Source organism: Streptomyces sp. NBC_01237, from assembly GCF_035917275.1.
Lineage (GTDB): Bacteria > Actinomycetota > Actinomycetes > Streptomycetales > Streptomycetaceae > Streptomyces.
Window position 1 is genome coordinate 6,439,195 of the sequence record NZ_CP108508.1, and the last position, 16,079, is coordinate 6,455,273.

Sequence of the window (16,079 nt, forward strand, 5' to 3'; positions counted from 1 at the left end):
ACCGCACCGGCGCGCTCCCCTCGCTTGCCTCACGGCACGAGGGGTTTTTTGTTGCACCGGCACCCCGCAAAACGCTGCAAAACACCCGCGAAAACCCTCAGCTTCGAGAAGAGAATGTCGATGACCGAGCAGGCCACCGGGGCCCACCACCCGCAGCCGCGCGCCCGTAACGGCGGACCGTCGTCCGTCACCGTTGAGCACCTCACGGGCGCGCAGTCCCTCATCCGTTCTCTTGAGGAAGTCGGCGCCGACACGGTATTCGGCCTCCCCGGCGGTTGCATCCTCCCGGCGTACGACCCGCTGATGGACTCCACCCGGGTCCGCCACATCCTGGTCCGCCACGAGCAGGGTGCCGGTCACGCGGCCACCGGGTACGCGCAGGCCACCGGCAAGGTCGGTGTCTGCATGGTCACCTCGGGCCCCGGCGCCACCAACCTGGTCACCCCGATCGCCGACGCGCACATGGACTCCGTGCCGCTCGTCGCGATCACCGGCCAGGTCGCCTCCAAGGCGATCGGCACGGACGCCTTCCAGGAAGCCGACATCTGCGGCATCACGATGCCGATCACGAAGCACAACTTCCTGGTCACCCGCGCCGAGGACATCGCGCACACCATCTCCGAGGCCTTCCACATCGCCTCCACCGGCCGCCCCGGACCGGTCCTCGTCGACATCGCCAAGGACGCCCTCCAGTCGCAGACCACGTTCAGCTGGCCGCCCACCCAGGACCTGCCGGGCTACCGCCCGGTCACCAAGCCGCACGCCAAGCAGATCCGCGAGGCCGCCAGGCTCATCACCCAGGCCAAGCGCCCCGTGCTGTACGTCGGCGGCGGCGTCCTCAAGGCGGGTGCCACCGCCGAGCTGAAGGTCCTCGCGGAGCTCACCGGAGCGCCCGTCACCACCACACTGATGGCGCTCGGCGCATTCCCCGACAGCCACCCGCTGCACGTCGGAATGCCGGGCATGCACGGTGCGGTCACCGCCGTCACCGCGCTGCAGAAGGCCGACCTGATCGTCGCCCTCGGAGCCCGTTTCGACGACCGCGTCACCGGCAAGCTGGACAGCTTCGCCCCGTACGCCAAGATCGTCCACGCCGACATCGACCCGGCCGAGATCGGCAAGAACCGCGCCGCCGACGTGCCGATCGTGGGGGACGCCCGCGAGGTCCTGGCCGACCTGGTCCAGGCGGTCCAGGCGGAGCACACCGAGGGCCACATCGGCGAGGCCGCCCGAACGGGATACGCGGCCTGGTGGAAGGACCTCAACCGCTGGCGCGACACCTACCCGCTCGGCTACGACCTGCCCGCGGACGGCAGCCTCTCCCCGCAGCAGGTCATCCAGCGCATCGGCAGGCTCGCCCCCGAGGGCACGATCTTCGCGGCGGGCGTCGGCCAGCACCAGATGTGGGCCTCCCACTTCATCGACTACGAGCAGCCCGCCACCTGGCTGAACTCGGGCGGCGCCGGGACGATGGGCTACGCGGTCCCGGCCGCGATGGGTGCCAAGGCCGGCATGCCGGACCGTACGGTCTGGGCCATCGACGGCGACGGCTGCTTCCAGATGACCAACCAGGAACTCACCACCTGCGCGCTCAACAACATCCCGATCAAGGTCGCCATCATCAACAACGGCGCGCTCGGGATGGTCCGCCAGTGGCAGACCCTGTTCTACAACCAGCGCTACTCCAACACCGTGCTGCACTCCGGCGCCGACACGGACGGCATCCCGGCGAAGGGCACCCGCGTGCCGGACTTCGTCAAGCTGTCCGAGGCCATGGGCTGCTACGCGATCCGCTGCGAGGACCCGGCCGACCTGGACAAGGTCATCGAAGAGGCCAACTCCATCAACGACCGCCCCGTCGTGGTCGACTTCATCGTCCACGAGGACGCCATGGTGTGGCCGATGGTCGCCGCCGGCACCTCCAACGACGAGGTCATGGCAGCCCGCGGTGTCCGCCCCGACTTCGGCGACAACGAAGACGACTGAGAGACAGAGAGAGACCGACTCCATGTCCAGCAAGCACACGCTCTCCGTCCTGGTCGAGAACAAGCCCGGTGTCCTCGCCCGGATCACGGCCCTGTTCTCCCGGCGCGGCTTCAATATCGACTCGCTCGCGGTCGGTACCACCGAACACCCCGACATCTCCCGCATCACCATCGTCGTGAATGTCGAGGACCTGCCCCTGGAGCAGGTGACCAAGCAGCTCAACAAGCTGGTCAACGTCCTGAAGATCGTCGAACTCGAGCCCTCCGCTGCGATCCAGCGCGAGCTCGTCCTGGTGAAGGTCCGCGCCGACAGCGAGACCCGCTCCCAGATCGTCGAGATCGTCCAGCTGTTCCGCGCCAAGACCGTGGACGTCTCCCCGGAGGCCGTCACGATCGAGGCGACCGGAGGGGCCGACAAGCTGGAGGCCATGCTCAAGATGCTGGAGCAGTACGGCATCAAGGAGCTGGTCCAGTCCGGCACCATCGCCATAGGGCGCGGCGCGCGCTCGATCACCGACCGGTCCCTGCGCGCACTCGACCGCACGGCGTAGCCCGGCCGGCGGCCCCGGCCGCCGGCCCGCCGCTCGCATGGCGAGACCCGAGAACGTATACGACGCACCCCGCCGTACGGTGGGACGCAACACCTGCACACCAAGGAGAAGACCCAGTGGCCGAGCTGTTCTACGACGACGATGCCGACCTGTCCATCATCCAGGGCCGCAAGGTCGCGGTCATCGGCTACGGCAGCCAGGGCCACGCCCACGCGCTGTCGCTCCGTGACTCCGGCGTCGACGTCCGCGTCGGTCTGCACGAGGGCTCGAAGTCCAAGGCCAAGGCCGAGGAGCAGGGCCTGCGAGTGGTGACCCCCGCCGAGGCCGCCGCCGAGGCCGACGTCATCATGATCCTCGTCCCGGACCCGATCCAGGCCCAGGTCTACGAGGAGTCCATCAAGGACAACCTCAAGGACGGCGACGCGCTGTTCTTCGGCCACGGCCTGAACATCCGCTTCGACTTCATCAAGCCGCCGGCCAACGTCGACGTCTGCATGGTCGCCCCGAAGGGCCCCGGCCACCTCGTCCGCCGCCAGTACGAGGAAGGCCGCGGCGTCCCGTGCATCGTGGCCGTCGAGCAGGACCCGACCGGCAACGGCCTGGCGCTCGCCCTCTCGTACGCCAAGGGCATCGGCGGCACCCGCGCCGGCGTCATCAAGACGACCTTCACCGAGGAGACCGAGACCGACCTGTTCGGTGAGCAGGCCGTCCTCTGCGGTGGCACCGCCGCCCTGGTCAAGGCCGGTTTCGAGACCCTGACCGAGGCCGGCTACCAGCCGGAGATCGCGTACTTCGAGTGCCTGCACGAGCTGAAGCTCATCGTGGACCTCATGTACGAGGGCGGCCTGGAGAAGATGCGCTGGTCCATCTCGGAGACCGCCGAGTGGGGCGACTACGTCACCGGCCCGCGGATCATCACCGAGGACACCAAGGCCGAGATGAAGAAGGTGCTCGCCGAGATCCAGGACGGCACCTTCGCCAAGGCGTGGATGGCCGAGTACCACAACGGTCTGCCCAAGTACAACGAGTACAAGAAGGCCGACGGCGACCACCTGCTGGAGACCACCGGCCGTGAGCTGCGCAAGCTCATGAGCTGGGTCAACGACGAGGACGCGTAGGTCCTTCGCCGGGGGCGGGTCCATCGGGCCCGCCCCCGGCACCGCAGCCGTCTCACACCCCCGTGTCACTGCGGGAGAGGCGGCGGGGGAAGGGGCGGCACCGCACGGGTGGACACCACGTCCACCCTCGTGCGGGTGATCCTTCCACCGGGGCGCAATATGCGCTCCGTCGCATGACTACACTTCTCCACACATACACGCGTCAGGGCCCACAGTGTCGTGCGTCTACCACGCGGCTAGCCCCTCCACCGCCTGCGGCCGTCGGGACGGCCGTCCGCACTGGACTTGTGAGGACTCACGTGAGCTCGAAACCTGTCGTACTCATCGCTGAAGAGCTGTCGCCCGCCACGGTCGACGCCCTGGGTCCGGATTTCGAGATCCGGCACTGCAACGGCGCGGACCGCGCCGAACTCCTCCCCGCGATCGTCGATGTCGACGCCATCCTGGTGCGCTCCGCCACCAAGGTCGACGCCGAGGCCATCGCCGCCGCGAAGAAGCTCCGGGTCGTCGCCCGTGCCGGTGTCGGTCTGGACAATGTCGACGTCTCCTCGGCCACCAAGGCCGGCGTGATGGTCGTCAACGCCCCGACGTCCAACATCGTCACCGCCGCCGAGCTCGCCTGCGGCCTGCTGGTCGCCACCGCGCGCAACATCCCGCAGGCCAACACCGCCCTGAAGAACGGCGAGTGGAAGCGCTCCAAGTACACGGGCGTCGAGCTGAGCGAGAAGGTCCTCGGCGTCGTCGGTCTCGGCCGCATCGGCGTCCTGGTCGCGCAGCGCATGTCGGCCTTCGGCATGAAGATCGTCGCGTACGACCCCTACGTACAGCCGGCCCGCGCCGCGCAGATGGGCGTCAAGCTCCTCAGCCTGGACGAGCTGCTGGAGGTCGCCGACTTCATCACCGTGCACCTGCCCAAGACCCCCGAGACGCTCGGCCTGATCGGTGACGAGGCGCTGCACAAGGTGAAGCCCTCGGTGCGCATCGTCAACGCCGCCCGCGGTGGCATCGTCGACGAGCAGGCCCTCGCCTCCGCCCTCAAGGAGGGCCGTGTCGCGGGTGCCGGTCTGGACGTGTACACGAAGGAGCCCTGCACGGACTCCCCGCTGTTCGAGTTCGACCAGGTCGTCTGCACCCCGCACCTGGGCGCCTCCACCGACGAGGCCCAGGAGAAGGCGGGCATCGCGGTCGCCAAGTCCGTACGCCTGGCCCTCGCCGGTGAGCTCGTGCCGGACGCGGTCAACGTGCAGGGCGGTGTGATCGCCGAGGACGTACGCCCCGGGCTGCCGCTCGCCGAGAAGCTCGGCCGGATCTTCACCGCGCTCGCGGGCGAGGTCGCGGCCCGGCTCGACGTCGAGGTGTACGGCGAGATCACCCAGCACGATGTGAAGGTGCTGGAACTCTCGGCGCTCAAGGGCGTCTTCGAGGATGTCGTCGACGAGACCGTGAGCTACGTCAACGCCCCGCTCTTCGCGCAGGAGCGCGGTGTCGAGGTCCGCCTCACCACCAGCTCCGAGTCGCCCGACCACCGCAATGTGGTGACCGTCCGCGGCACACTGTCGAGCGGCGAGGAGGTCGCGGTCTCCGGCACGCTGGCCGGCCCGAAGAACCTCCAGAAGATCGTGGCCATCGGCGACCACGACGTCGACCTGGCGCTGGCCGACCACATGGTCGTGCTGCGCTACCAGGACCGTCCCGGCGTCGTCGGCGCGGTCGGCAAGATCCTCGGCGAGGCCGGGCTGAACATCGCGGGCATGCAGGTCTCGCGGGCGGCCGTGGGCGGCGAGGCGCTGGTCGTCCTCACCGTGGACGACACCGTCCCGCAGCCCGTGCTGAACGAGATCTCGGTGGAGATCGGCGCCGCCTCGGCCCGTTCGGTGAACCTCACCGCCTGACCCCCGCACCGGCCGGACACCGTACCCGGCAGCTGGACGCGCGTTCTCCGCGAGCGTCCAGCTGCCGGGTACGGTGCTGTCCGGGGCCCGACCGGGCAGGGCGGGGCCGGGGAGGATGGGCCCGGTGTTGGGCCCTGGGACCCACGACGGGACAGGGGTCCCGGCCCTAGCGTGAGCCGTTGTCATGTCGCTACTGACAGCGGGGGTTGGGGTCACGTATGTCTGCGATCGGTGGCATACCCATTCCAGGAGCGGCTGCTCCCGTACCTGTCCCCGGGCGGCGTGATCTGCCCCGCCCGCTCGCCACGGCACGTGTGCTGCTCCTCGTGCTGTTCGGCGCGACGGTCCTCGGCGGGCTCGGGCTCCTCGGCTCGGCCCTGGCCGTGGACGCGATGGGCGCACAGGTCCTCGGCGTCATGCTCTACGCCTCCGCTCCCGGCGTCCTGGGCCTGCTGCTCGCGCGGCACGTCAGGACCGGCGGAAAACGGGTGTGGTGGGGACTGGTCGCCGTACAGGTGTGGCTGTTCCTCGGGGGCGTCGCCAACATCGGTGACGGTTCGGCGGACGGCTTCAGCCAGTTGCTCCTGCCGACGCTGATCCTCGTCCTCCTCCTGCGGCCGCAGAGCCGCGCGTGGTTCCTGCTGCCGTCGGGGGAGCGGGGCGAGAAGCCCAAGTTCTCGCTCCCGCACATGATCACCTGGCGCCGCGACCGGGGTCAGTCGGCCCTGGAGTACCTGGGCCTGGTGCTGATCGTCGTCGCGCTCATCGGGGCGATGACGGTGGGCGGCCTGGGCGGCCGTATCACCGAGGGCCTCCAGTCGGCGATCTGCTCGCTCACCGGTTCGGCGTGCCCGGTGTCCCCGGGCGGCAGCGGCTCGGTCGAGGCGGGCGGCGGCAAGGACGGCGGCGCCACGGAGGGCGGCGCGACCGGGGGTGCGGACGGCGGCGCGGACGGCGGCGCGACCGGTGGTACGGAGGGCGGCTCGACCATCACGGGCGGCACCGGCTCCACGGGCGGCACCGGCTCCACGGGCGGCACCGGCTCCACGGGCGGCTCCGGCTCCACGGGCGGTACGGAAGGCGGTTCCTCCGGCGGTACGGGCGGCAGCGGCGGCTCGACCGGGGGCGACACGACGGGCGGTTCCACGGGCGGCGGCACCACCGGCTCCACCGGCTCCGGTGGAGGCACCGGCGGCCCCGACGACGACGGCCGTCCCGGCACCGGCGAGGACACCTTCCCCGAGGCGGGCGAGGAGCCCGAGGCCGACTACGACCAGCCCGCCTCCGCCGAGGGCGAGGGCGAGGGCGAGGACGGCGACGGCGGCAGCAAGGCCGAGGAGAAGGAGGACTGCGGCGGCTGGGGCTTCTTCGGATGCGCCTGGGACCGCACGACCCAGGTCGTCAAGGGCGTGGCCGTCGACGGGATCTGGGGCGATGTCACCGGCATCGTCGACCTCTTCAAGCCCGAGACCTGGTCCGGGATCGCCGATTACGGCAGCCAGCTCGGCGACAAGTGGATGCAGGACTCCAAGGGCGCGGGCGACAAGTGGGACGACGGCGACTACCTCGGCGCGGTCTGGGACTGGACCAAGGCTTCCGGCAACACCGTGGGGTCGGTCGCCGACACCGTTTTCGTCGGTGACGAGGTCCGCGAGCGCTGGAACAACGGCGAGAAGACCCGGGCCGTCACCGATGTCGTCTGGAACATCGGGTCCATGTTCATCCCCGGCTACGACGTGGCGAAGGTCGTCGGCAAGGTCGGGGTGCTCGGCAAGGTCGGCAAGGTCGCCGAGCAGGTGGCCGAAGCCGCGGGGGAGGCGGGGGCCGCCGCACGCCGGGCCCGCAAGGCTCTCGAAGCCGGCGACATCGACGGGGTCCGCAAGGCGGCGAAGGAGGCCGACGACGCCGCGGACGCCGCCGAGGACGCCGCACGCAGGACCGGCTGTGTGATCGCGTCCGGGCCGCCGCTGGTGCGGTACGGAGGCTCCGGAGGTTCCGGCGGCTCCACCGGAGTCGGCGGTTCCGGCATCGGTGTGCTGGCCTCCGGGTCCACCGGCCGGGTGATCCTCGCGGACGGCGGCTGCGACGAGGCGGCCAAGGCCAAGGCGAAGGAGGCCCGCGACCAGGAGCGGGCCGCCCACCTGGACCAGAAGCGGCTGGAGGAGCCGGAGCGGGCGCGCAAGGCCGAGCTGGACAAGAAGCAGTACCCCGAGGCCAACCGCAACGACACGTCCGACCCGCGCAACTACAACCCGCCGTCCTGGGCCGACGACCTGAAGGACCGCAAGCTCGGTGACGCGGACCTCGGCGACGGCTACTGGGCCAGCCGCGACCGCAACCCCGCGCCCAACTGGAAGAACGAGTCCTGGCTCCGCTACCAGGAGCAGGTCACCGGGACGAACCGCGGCCAGGAGTACGTCGTACCGCACCCCAAGGACGGCAAGCCGGCCGTGGAGTACGACGGCTGGGACTCCGGCCGGCAGACGTTCCTGGAGGCCAAGAACGGCTACGGCAGCTACCTCTCGAAGACGGACAGCGGCACCCTCACCCCGTCCGGCAAGGACAAGTTCGTCACCGAGGCGCGGTCCCAGGTCGAGGCGTCCGGCGGCCGTGCCGTCGAATGGCACTTCTCCGACCCGGACGTGGCCAAGGCCGCCCGCAAGGCGTTCCGCGACGAAGGACTGCCGATCAAGGTCGTCTACAGCAAGCCGAAGGTGAACGACAGCACCAGGAAACCGGGTGCGTTCGACGAGTAGCCTGCACGGCGTGGCCCCCGGCCGGTCCGGGGCCACGCCGACGGACGACGGTCGACGGAGGAAAAGCGGATGCGACGTGTAGTGCGGGGTTTCTGGGGGCCCAGGCCCGAGTCGGCCGAGGCGCTGGCCGGTCGCTGGAAACACACCCTCGACCAGCTCACGGCCCTGCTCCCCGAGGCCGGTTCACCGGCCGGGGCGGGCCTGACCGGTCCGTGGCGGCAGGTCCACGCGTCGGGGCCCGGCACCGAACTCCCGGCGGACGAGGCCGCGCTGCTCGCCGCTCTGCGTCTGGTGCGGACGGCCGACGACTGGTCCGACGTCACGGGCACCGGACTGCGGATCGCCCGCGGTGGCGGGTCCGGCTGGAAGGCGGAGATCAGCGGTCTGGCGGGCGGCACGCCGGAGTTCCTGCTCCAGTCGCTCGTGATCGCCCTCCACGCGCCGGACGACGCGGAGGTCCCGGAGGCCGCGCTGCTCGCGGCCCTCGCCCGGGTGTGGGAGCCGGACTTCGGGGACGTGAGCGACGACGACGTGCTCGACGCCCTGGAGGACGACGCCGGCTTCTCCGTGGGGGACCCCGTGGTGGGGCGGGTCGGCTATCTCTCCCCGGGCCGCGCGGCCCTGGTGCCGGACGAGCTGAAGGCGGTCCGCGAGGAATTGCCGGGCGGCGGTGTGCTCCTGCGCATCGCGGCCCCCGGCGACACCGACGCGGTGGTCCGGGCCTACGAACGGCTGAACGGGGCCGGGGCGCTGCGGCCGCTGCCGCGCCCGATGGACCGGGCCGCGCTGTGAGCGCCCGGACCGGTGAGCCGTTCGCCACGGAGCGGGCCGTGTCCGAGGTCGAGGACCTGCTCGGGGGCCCCGTACCGTCCACCGGGCCCACCGTGGGGGAGGGCGACCCGGACACCGGCGAGTGGACCGCCACCAGCGGTGCGGGCTTCCGGATCGTCCCGCTCTGGGAGGGCGACCCGCTGACCGGTGTGTACGCCCCCGAGTGGAACGACGCCGAGGAGGCCGCCGAGGCCCATCTGGCCGCTCTCGTGGCGGAGTTGGACGCCCGATGGGGTGCGCACCGGGCGGTGGCCATGCATGTGGCGCTCTTCCGGAAGCAGGAGGGCGCGCCGCTGCCCCCGCTGTTCGAGGCGCTGCTCGGACAGGACCTCTACGGCGACCTGACCGTCTGGGGACCGGTGCCGGCTGCGGTGGCTGGACCGGCGGGCGCGCCGGACCGCTGGATCGCGGTGTGTGTCGGGCACAGCGACGGGGACGCGCCGCTGGTGATGGCGGCCCTGGTCAGCGACCGGCCGGTCACGGAGCTGCCGGCGGGGGAGCGCTGACCGAACGGCGTACCGCGTCCGGACGGTCTATGCGCCCGGGTCCTCCGGGCGCTCCCGGTCCTCCGGGTACACCGCCCGGAGCTGGCCGCGTACGAAGCCGTCGAGGTCGTCCAGGCCCGCGGCCGCCAGCGTGTCGGGGCCGTCGGCCAGCAGATGCACGAGGGCGCCGTGCATCGCGAGGGTGACGGCGGCGGCCCGTTGCGGGGTGACGGGCAGTCCGGCGGCCCGTTGGGCCAGCTCCAGGCCGGTGAAGTCGGATGTGGCGATCGGGTCGAGGATCGTCGACAGCCACGGCTTGCGGGCCGCCTCGGCCTGGAGCTCCAGGTAGGCGAGCAGACGGGACCGGCCCGGCCCGGCGACGTTCTCCAGGAGTCCCCGGAGCACGGCCACCAGGCCCTCGCGGTCGGTGGGACCCGGTCCGGCGGCGGCCAGTCGCTCCGTGATCGCCCGGTACTGCTCCAGGCAGCGTTCGGCCACCGCGCGCAGCAGGGCGTCCCTGGTCGGGAAGTAGTTCTTGGTGGTGCCGTGCGGTACCTCCGCGGCCGAGTCGACGGCGCGGTGCGTCAGACCGCGACCGCCCGCGTCGGCCAGTACCTCGATCGCCGCGTCACGCAGCCGGTCCCGCCGGTCCGGATTCACCGTCCGCCCTCCTTCTCCTGGATGACCTGCTCACAGGGGTGCCCCGCGCACAGAGGTGTGCCGCTCACAGGGGTGCCCCGCGCACAGAGGTGCGCCTTGCCCCGCCCGTGCCGCCTTGCTCACACTACCCCAGCCGTGGTACCACAGATGTGGTGATCTGATTCCGGGGCGGACGAGCTGAGGAGACCGGCATGACCGGAACGGCGGCAGTGGTCGGGGCGGGAGTCGGCGGGCTGGCGACGGCGATCGGGCTGCGCCGCGCGGGGTGGGCGGTGTCGGTCGTCGAGCGGCGGGCGGAGGTTGAGCGCTACGGCACCGCGTTCGGCATCCACCCCACCGCGCAGGCCGCGCTCGACCGCTTGGGGGTGGCGGCGTTCCGCGGCCGGGCGGTGCCGTACCGGGGCGCGCGGATCCGCACCCCGGCGGGCGAGGTGATGGCGAGCCTCCCGCTGGAGCGGATCGAGCGGAAGGCCGGCTGCCCCGAACTGCTGATCTCTCGGCCGTATCTGATCGACGCCCTGCTCGCCGTGCTGGACGCCTTCGGGGATGTGCCGCTCACGTTCGGCGAGAACGTCGGTGATGTGGACGCGCTGGTGGCCGGGCACGACCTGGTGGTCGGCGCCGACGGAATCCGCAGCGCCGTGCGCACCGCGCGCTTCGGCGGGCGCAGCGGCCCGCGGAGCGTCGGCTCCGTCGCCTGGATCGGTACCGCCGACTTCGAGAGCGGTGTCCACGGCGAGACCTGGGGCAGGGGCCGGTTCTTCGGGATGACCCCGGTCGAGCCGGGCCGCACCAACTGGTACGCCACGGTGCCCGAGGCCGTCACCGCCGAGGAGCTGCGCGGGTACTTCGAGGGCTGGCACGACCCCATCCCGCGCATCCTCGCCGGTACCGACCCGTCCCACCGGATCCGCTACGAGATGCGGCACCTGTTCCCCGCCCTGCCCACCTTCGTCCACGGCGGGAGCGTCGCGCTGGTCGGCGACGCGGCACACGCCATGACGCCCAACCTGGGCCAGGGCGCGTGCACGGCGATCCTCGACGCGGAGGCCCTGACCCGGGCCGTCGCGGAACACGGTCGAACCGGTCTGCCCGCCGCCCTGCGCGCCTACGACGCGGAGCGCCGCCGCAGCGCCCAGCGGGTCGCCTTCGGCTCCCGCAGCCTGCACCGCTTCATGACCACCGGGCGCACCGGCCTGCGGGACGCGCTGGTCCGCATGATGCCGGGCTGAGGGAGTCGTGCGCGTACCGCCGGACCCAGCAGCCGTGCGCGTACCGCCGGTGTCGCGGGACTCGTCCGCACAGGGCCGGGCCGGGGCAGGGGCCGTCGCCGCTGTAGGTTCCACCTTCTCGTGCGCGCCGGCTCCAGCGGAGATACCGGATTCCGCGCGAAGTGAGTACTGCGGGTGCCGGTCCTCCATGCGCAATAGGCGGCCCGCACGACCCCGAAACGATCAACCGGGAATCAAGCCGGTGGATCCGGGGTGAGTCAGCGCACCGGGCAAGGGGGGATCTCCCAGTACCTGTATCACCAGGGTCTCCCAGACGTCCCGAACGCCTGTCAACCTGATTGAGTCGAAAGCGTCGACAACGCTCCATGGACGCGCACTGCGGCTTTACCCCATCAGTTCAATTGAGCTGCCCCGAATGCGTGACCGTGTCGGCGCATTCCTCCACGGCAGAAGGGACGGAGACCAATGGCGGACAACCAATTCACCACTCACACAGAACTTTTCGATCTGAGTGGGAAGTACGCCCTCGTCACTGGCGGCACCAGGGGAATTGGGATGATGGTGGCGCGCGGCCTTCTCCAGGCGGGCGCCCGCGTCGTCATCAGCTCACGCAAGGCAGACGCGTGCGCCAAGGCACAGCATCTACTGTCCGAATTCGGCGACGTTCAAGCAGTCCCCGCCGACCTGTCCAGGCGCGACGAGTGTCAGCGCCTCGCTGATCTTGTCAAGGCCGACTCGGAACGCCTGGACATCCTTGTCAACAACGCGGGAGCGATGTGGCGCGAGCCGCTGGAGACGTTCCCGGACGAGGCCTGGGACACAGTGATCGACCTCAACCTCAAGTCGCCGTTCCGGCTGGTGCAGGCGCTGCTCCCCGCACTTCGCAGGGCAGGCACCGCCGATGATCCCGCGCGGATCATCAACATCGGCAGTATCGCCGCCATCCACGTCGCCCAGTCGCCCAACTACTCGTACGCCAGCAGCAAAGCGGCACTCCATCAACTCACCAGAGTGCTGGCCAGAGAGCTGGGCCCACAGCACGTCACGGTGAACGCGATAGCACCGGGAGTGTTCCCGTCGCGGATGATGGCGTCCACGCTCGATGCCATCGGCGACACGATCGCGGCGGCGGCCCCTCTGCGCCGGCTCGGCCGCGACGACGACATGGCGGGTATCGCCGTGTTTCTCGCCGGCCGGGCCGGGTCCTACCTCACGGGCACCATCATCCCGGTGGACGGCGGCATCGCGACGACCGCATCGGGTACCCCTTAGGCTGCGGGACGGGCTTACGGTGAGGGGATGGCCACGATGGATCCACGCACCGGGATACAGGAGTTTCTCAGCTCGCGTCGCGCCCGCATCGCACCGGAGCAGGCGGGCCTGCCCGCTTACGGCGGCAACCGTCGGGTCAAAGGTCTGCGCCGCGAGGAGGTAGCGCTACTGGCGGGGGTATCCGTCGACTACTACGTGCGCATGGAGCGCGGCAGCCTCGCCGGTGCCTCCGACGGCGTGCTCGACGCGTTGGCCTCTGCCTTGCAACTCGACGAGGCCGAGCGCGACCACCTGTTCCACCTCGCGCGCCAATCCAGGGCGCCCAGTGGCCCACGCCGGCGTAGGCCTGCCGTGACGGTGCGCTCGACGCTGCGGCAGGTGCTCGACGCGATCTCCGATGCGCCGGCCTGGATCGGTAACGGCCGTTATGACGTGCTCGCCATGAACCAACTCGCTCGCGCGCTGTATTCACCGGTGCTGGCCGACCCGCGACGGCCCGCGAACACAGCGCGGTTCGTCTATCTGAGCCCCGAGGCGGCCGGAGATTTCTTTGTCGACCACGACCAAATCGCCGGTGACGTGGCCGCGAAGCTACGCATGGAAGCCGGCCGCAATCCGCACGACGAGGAGCTGATCGCCCTGGTCGGCGAACTGTCGACGTGCAGTGAGCTATTTCGGCAGCGGTGGGCATCCCAGGACGTGCGGCTGCACCGGTCCGGCCGCAAGCGTGTGCGCCATCCGATCGTGGGCCGGCTCGATTTGGACGTCGAGTCCCTGGAACTGCCCGCCGAACCCGGCCTGCGCCTCAACGTCTACACCGCACCCGCGGACACACCGACCGCTGACACATTGGCGCTCCTGGCGTCGTGGGCGGCCACCCGACAGACGCTGGCGACCGAGCTCGGAGCACACAACGGATAGTCCAACCCCTACAGCTCTTGGTCACCGTGCGGAGTCAGTGCGCACAGCTCCTTGGGATTGCGCGTTCAGTGCGCACTTCACGGGTCCAGTGCGCATCGAATCGCGGAACCTGCAGCCGCTCACAGCCGTGCCCGCTTCAGCGCCATGTGCAGCAGCAGCCGGTCCTCGCCGTCGTTCAGGTCGAGTCCGGTGAGCTGCTGGACGCGGGAGAGGCGGTAGTACAGCGTCTGGCGGTGGACGCCGAGCTCCGCCGCCGTCCGGCTCGCCTGGCCCGCGCAGTCGAGGAACACCTCGGCGGTCCGGGCCAGCTCGGTGTGCGGCGGGGTCAGCAGAGTGGTCACCGCCGGGTCCGGGGCGGCGTCCGGGGTCCGGGGGAGTGCGGTCAGCAGACGGTACGGGCCGATGGCCGCCCAGTCGGCGACCGGGCCGAAACGGTCCTCCGCCGTCGCCGCGCGGGCCGCTGACACCGCCTCGTGCCAGGAGTCGCCCAGCTCGGCCAGACCGCGGCGCGGGAGCGCGATCCCGGCCGTGGCGGCCGGGCCCGCGGCGGTCCGCAGCCGGTCCGCGGCGCTGGTGGCCGGATCCAGCTGACCGGCCGAGCGCAGCCGTACCAGGGCTGCCAGCGACAGGGCGCCCGCGCCGGCGGGGGAGGCCACCGAGGCCAGCGCCGCGGCCGAGGGGACCGTACGTACCGAAGGGGTGTCGTCCTCCCACGGGGTCACGCACACCACGGTGTGCAGGCCGTCCGCGTCCGGTCCGAGGGCCTCGCGCAGGGCGGCCACCGCCATGTCGTGCTGCCAGCCGCGCCCGGCCGCCAGAACCGCGCCGAACTCCCGCGTCAGATCCGCGCCCGCCCGCGCCTCGTCGGAGAACAGGGCCCCGATCCGGGCCGCGACGTCCATCGCGGCGCCCAGCTGCTCGTCGGTCGGGGCGGGCTCGGCGTCGAGCAGCCACACATAACCGAGCGCGACACCCCGATGGCGTACCGGAAGGCAGATCCGGTCCCGGAACACCCCGGCCTCCGGGGCGGCCGGAATCCGGACCGGGCCGGTCGCCCGCGCGATGCCGAAGCCCTCGAACCACGCCCGGACCGCCGGGGTGGAGCGCCGGGTCAGGATCGAGCGCGTCCGGACCGGGTCCATGGCCGTGTCGTCGTCGCTGTCGTGGGCGCCGAAGGCGACCAGGCCGAAGTCCCGGTTCTCCAGGGTGGCGGGGGCGCCGAGCAGCGTGGAGATCTCGTCGACCAGTTCCTGGTAATCGCCCTTCACTCGCACATTCTCGCACCTCTTCAGACATATGTCTGAGGTCCCGGCCACAGATGCGTGACAGCTGTCGATGGCACACGATCGGAGGGATCCATAGATTTCACGGTGGTTCTCCGTGCCGTACCGGTTCGTTTTCCTTCGTACCGCTACGGCCGTTCGTACGTACTTTCCGTGGAGGTGCCCCGTGCTGGGTCCCGTGATTCTCGCCGCGTCGCGCAGCGACCGCATGCGCCGGTTCGTCTCCGCCGCGCCCGGCACCAAGCAGGTCGTCGACCGCTTCATCGCCGGTGAGACCGTCGACCAGGTCGTTCCGATCATCCAGGACGCCGCGGGCAAGGGCCTTGAGGTCACCCTGGACGTCGTGGGCGAGGACATCACCACCGCCGGCCAGGCCTCCGCCGCCCGGGACGCGTACCTGGAGCTGGTCGGCCGCCTCAAGGAGCTGGGCCTGGGCACCCGGGCCGAGATGTCCGTGAAGCTGTCGATGTTCGGCCAGGCGCTGGAGGGCGGCCACGAGCTGGCGCTCGCCAACGTCCGCCCGGTCGTCGAGGCCGCCGCCGAGATCGGCACCACGGTCACGCTGGACGCCGAGGACCACACCACCCTCGACTCGATGTTCGCCATCCACGAGGAGCTGCGGAAGGACTACCCGCAGACCGGCTGTGTGATCCAGTCCTACCTGTTCCGCACCGAGGACGACGCCCGCCGCCTGGCCGCCGCCGGCAGCCGCGTCCGTATCGTGAAGGGCGCCTACAAGGAGCCCGCCTCCGTCGCGTACCAGGACAAGGCCGAGATCGACCGGGCGTACGTCCGCATCGTCAGGATCCTCATGGAGGGCGAGGGCTACCCGATGATCGGGTCCCACGACCCGCGGCTCATCGCCATCAGCCAGGAGCTCGCCCGCAAGGCCGGGCGCAAACTGGACGAGTACGAGTTCCAGATGCTGTACGGCATCCGCAGCGAGGAGCACATCCGGCTCGCGGCCGAGGGCCACCGGATGCGCGTCTACACGGCGTACGGCACCGACTGGTACGGATACTTCATGCGCCGCCTCGCGGAGAAGCCGGCCAACCTGCTGTTCTTCGCCCGCTCCATCATCACCAAGGGCTGA

Annotated in this window: 13 protein-coding genes; 11 read left to right on the top strand and 2 right to left on the bottom strand. The window is 71.0% G+C overall.

All coding sequences use genetic code 11. The features are described 5' to 3' along the window. Positions 1–114: 114 nt before the first annotated feature. The 7 genes from OG251_RS28770 (at position 115) to OG251_RS28800 (ending at position 9,639) form a co-directional block, all read left to right on the top strand. Entirely contained in the window at positions 115–1,986 is a 1,872-nt protein-coding gene (locus tag OG251_RS28770) for an acetolactate synthase large subunit (protein WP_326679840.1), read from the top strand. Between the two features lie 22 nt (positions 1,987–2,008). Beyond that, positions 2,009–2,536, top strand: coding sequence for an acetolactate synthase small subunit (gene ilvN / locus OG251_RS28775; protein WP_073727039.1), 528 nt, complete (start codon positions 2,009–2,011; stop codon positions 2,534–2,536). Between the two features lie 116 nt (positions 2,537–2,652). Next, complete coding sequence (gene ilvC, locus OG251_RS28780; protein WP_326679841.1) at positions 2,653–3,654, top strand: ketol-acid reductoisomerase; 1,002 nt, start codon at positions 2,653–2,655, stop codon at positions 3,652–3,654. Between the two features lie 299 nt (positions 3,655–3,953). Continuing rightward, positions 3,954–5,546, top strand: a complete 1,593-nt coding sequence (gene serA / locus OG251_RS28785; RefSeq protein WP_326679842.1) for a phosphoglycerate dehydrogenase — start codon at positions 3,954–3,956, stop codon at positions 5,544–5,546. 218 nt (positions 5,547–5,764) lie between these two features. After that, positions 5,765–8,302 (top strand): Tox-REase-5 domain-containing protein, encoded by a 2,538-nt coding sequence (locus OG251_RS28790; protein WP_326679843.1) that lies wholly within the window; start codon positions 5,765–5,767, stop codon positions 8,300–8,302. Between the two features lie 69 nt (positions 8,303–8,371). Then, complete coding sequence (locus OG251_RS28795) at positions 8,372–9,094, top strand: hypothetical protein (protein WP_326679844.1); 723 nt, start codon at positions 8,372–8,374, stop codon at positions 9,092–9,094. Then, on the top strand, positions 9,091–9,639 hold the full coding sequence (locus tag OG251_RS28800; RefSeq protein ID WP_326679845.1) for a hypothetical protein: 549 nt from the start codon (positions 9,091–9,093) through the stop codon (positions 9,637–9,639). Before OG251_RS28795 ends, OG251_RS28800 begins: the two co-directional genes overlap by 4 nt. A gap of 27 nt (positions 9,640–9,666) precedes the next feature. Here OG251_RS28800 and OG251_RS28805 read toward each other — a convergent pair whose 3' ends face one another. After that, complete coding sequence (locus OG251_RS28805; protein WP_326679846.1) at positions 9,667–10,278, bottom strand: TetR/AcrR family transcriptional regulator; 612 nt, start codon at positions 10,276–10,278, stop codon at positions 9,667–9,669. Between the two features lie 191 nt (positions 10,279–10,469). On the opposite strand from OG251_RS28805, the gene OG251_RS28810 reads away from it, so the two are divergent. The 3 genes from OG251_RS28810 to OG251_RS28820 all read left to right on the top strand — a co-directional run bounded on the left by OG251_RS28810 (position 10,470) and on the right by OG251_RS28820 (position 13,703). Continuing rightward, on the top strand, positions 10,470–11,510 hold the full coding sequence (locus OG251_RS28810) for an FAD-dependent oxidoreductase (protein ID WP_326679847.1): 1,041 nt from the start codon (positions 10,470–10,472) through the stop codon (positions 11,508–11,510). Positions 11,511–11,975: 465 nt separating this feature from the next. Next, on the top strand, positions 11,976–12,782 hold the full coding sequence (locus OG251_RS28815; RefSeq protein WP_326679848.1) for an SDR family oxidoreductase: 807 nt from the start codon (positions 11,976–11,978) through the stop codon (positions 12,780–12,782). 36 nt (positions 12,783–12,818) lie between these two features. Continuing rightward, positions 12,819–13,703 carry a helix-turn-helix transcriptional regulator gene (locus OG251_RS28820; RefSeq protein ID WP_326681452.1) on the top strand — a complete coding sequence of 295 codons (885 nt, stop codon included), beginning with the start codon at positions 12,819–12,821 and terminating at the stop codon, positions 13,701–13,703. 119 nt (positions 13,704–13,822) lie between these two features. On the opposite strand, the gene OG251_RS28825 is transcribed toward OG251_RS28820, so the two are convergent. Further along, a complete protein-coding gene (locus tag OG251_RS28825) occupies positions 13,823–14,971 on the bottom strand; it encodes a PucR family transcriptional regulator (protein WP_326679849.1) in 1,149 nt (382 codons plus the stop codon). A gap of 181 nt (positions 14,972–15,152) precedes the next feature. Here OG251_RS28825 and OG251_RS28830 point away from each other — a divergent pair, with 181 nt between their 5' ends. Continuing rightward, positions 15,153–16,079: a proline dehydrogenase family protein gene (locus tag OG251_RS28830; RefSeq protein ID WP_326679850.1), complete on the top strand. Its 927-nt coding sequence runs from the start codon at positions 15,153–15,155 to the stop codon at positions 16,077–16,079.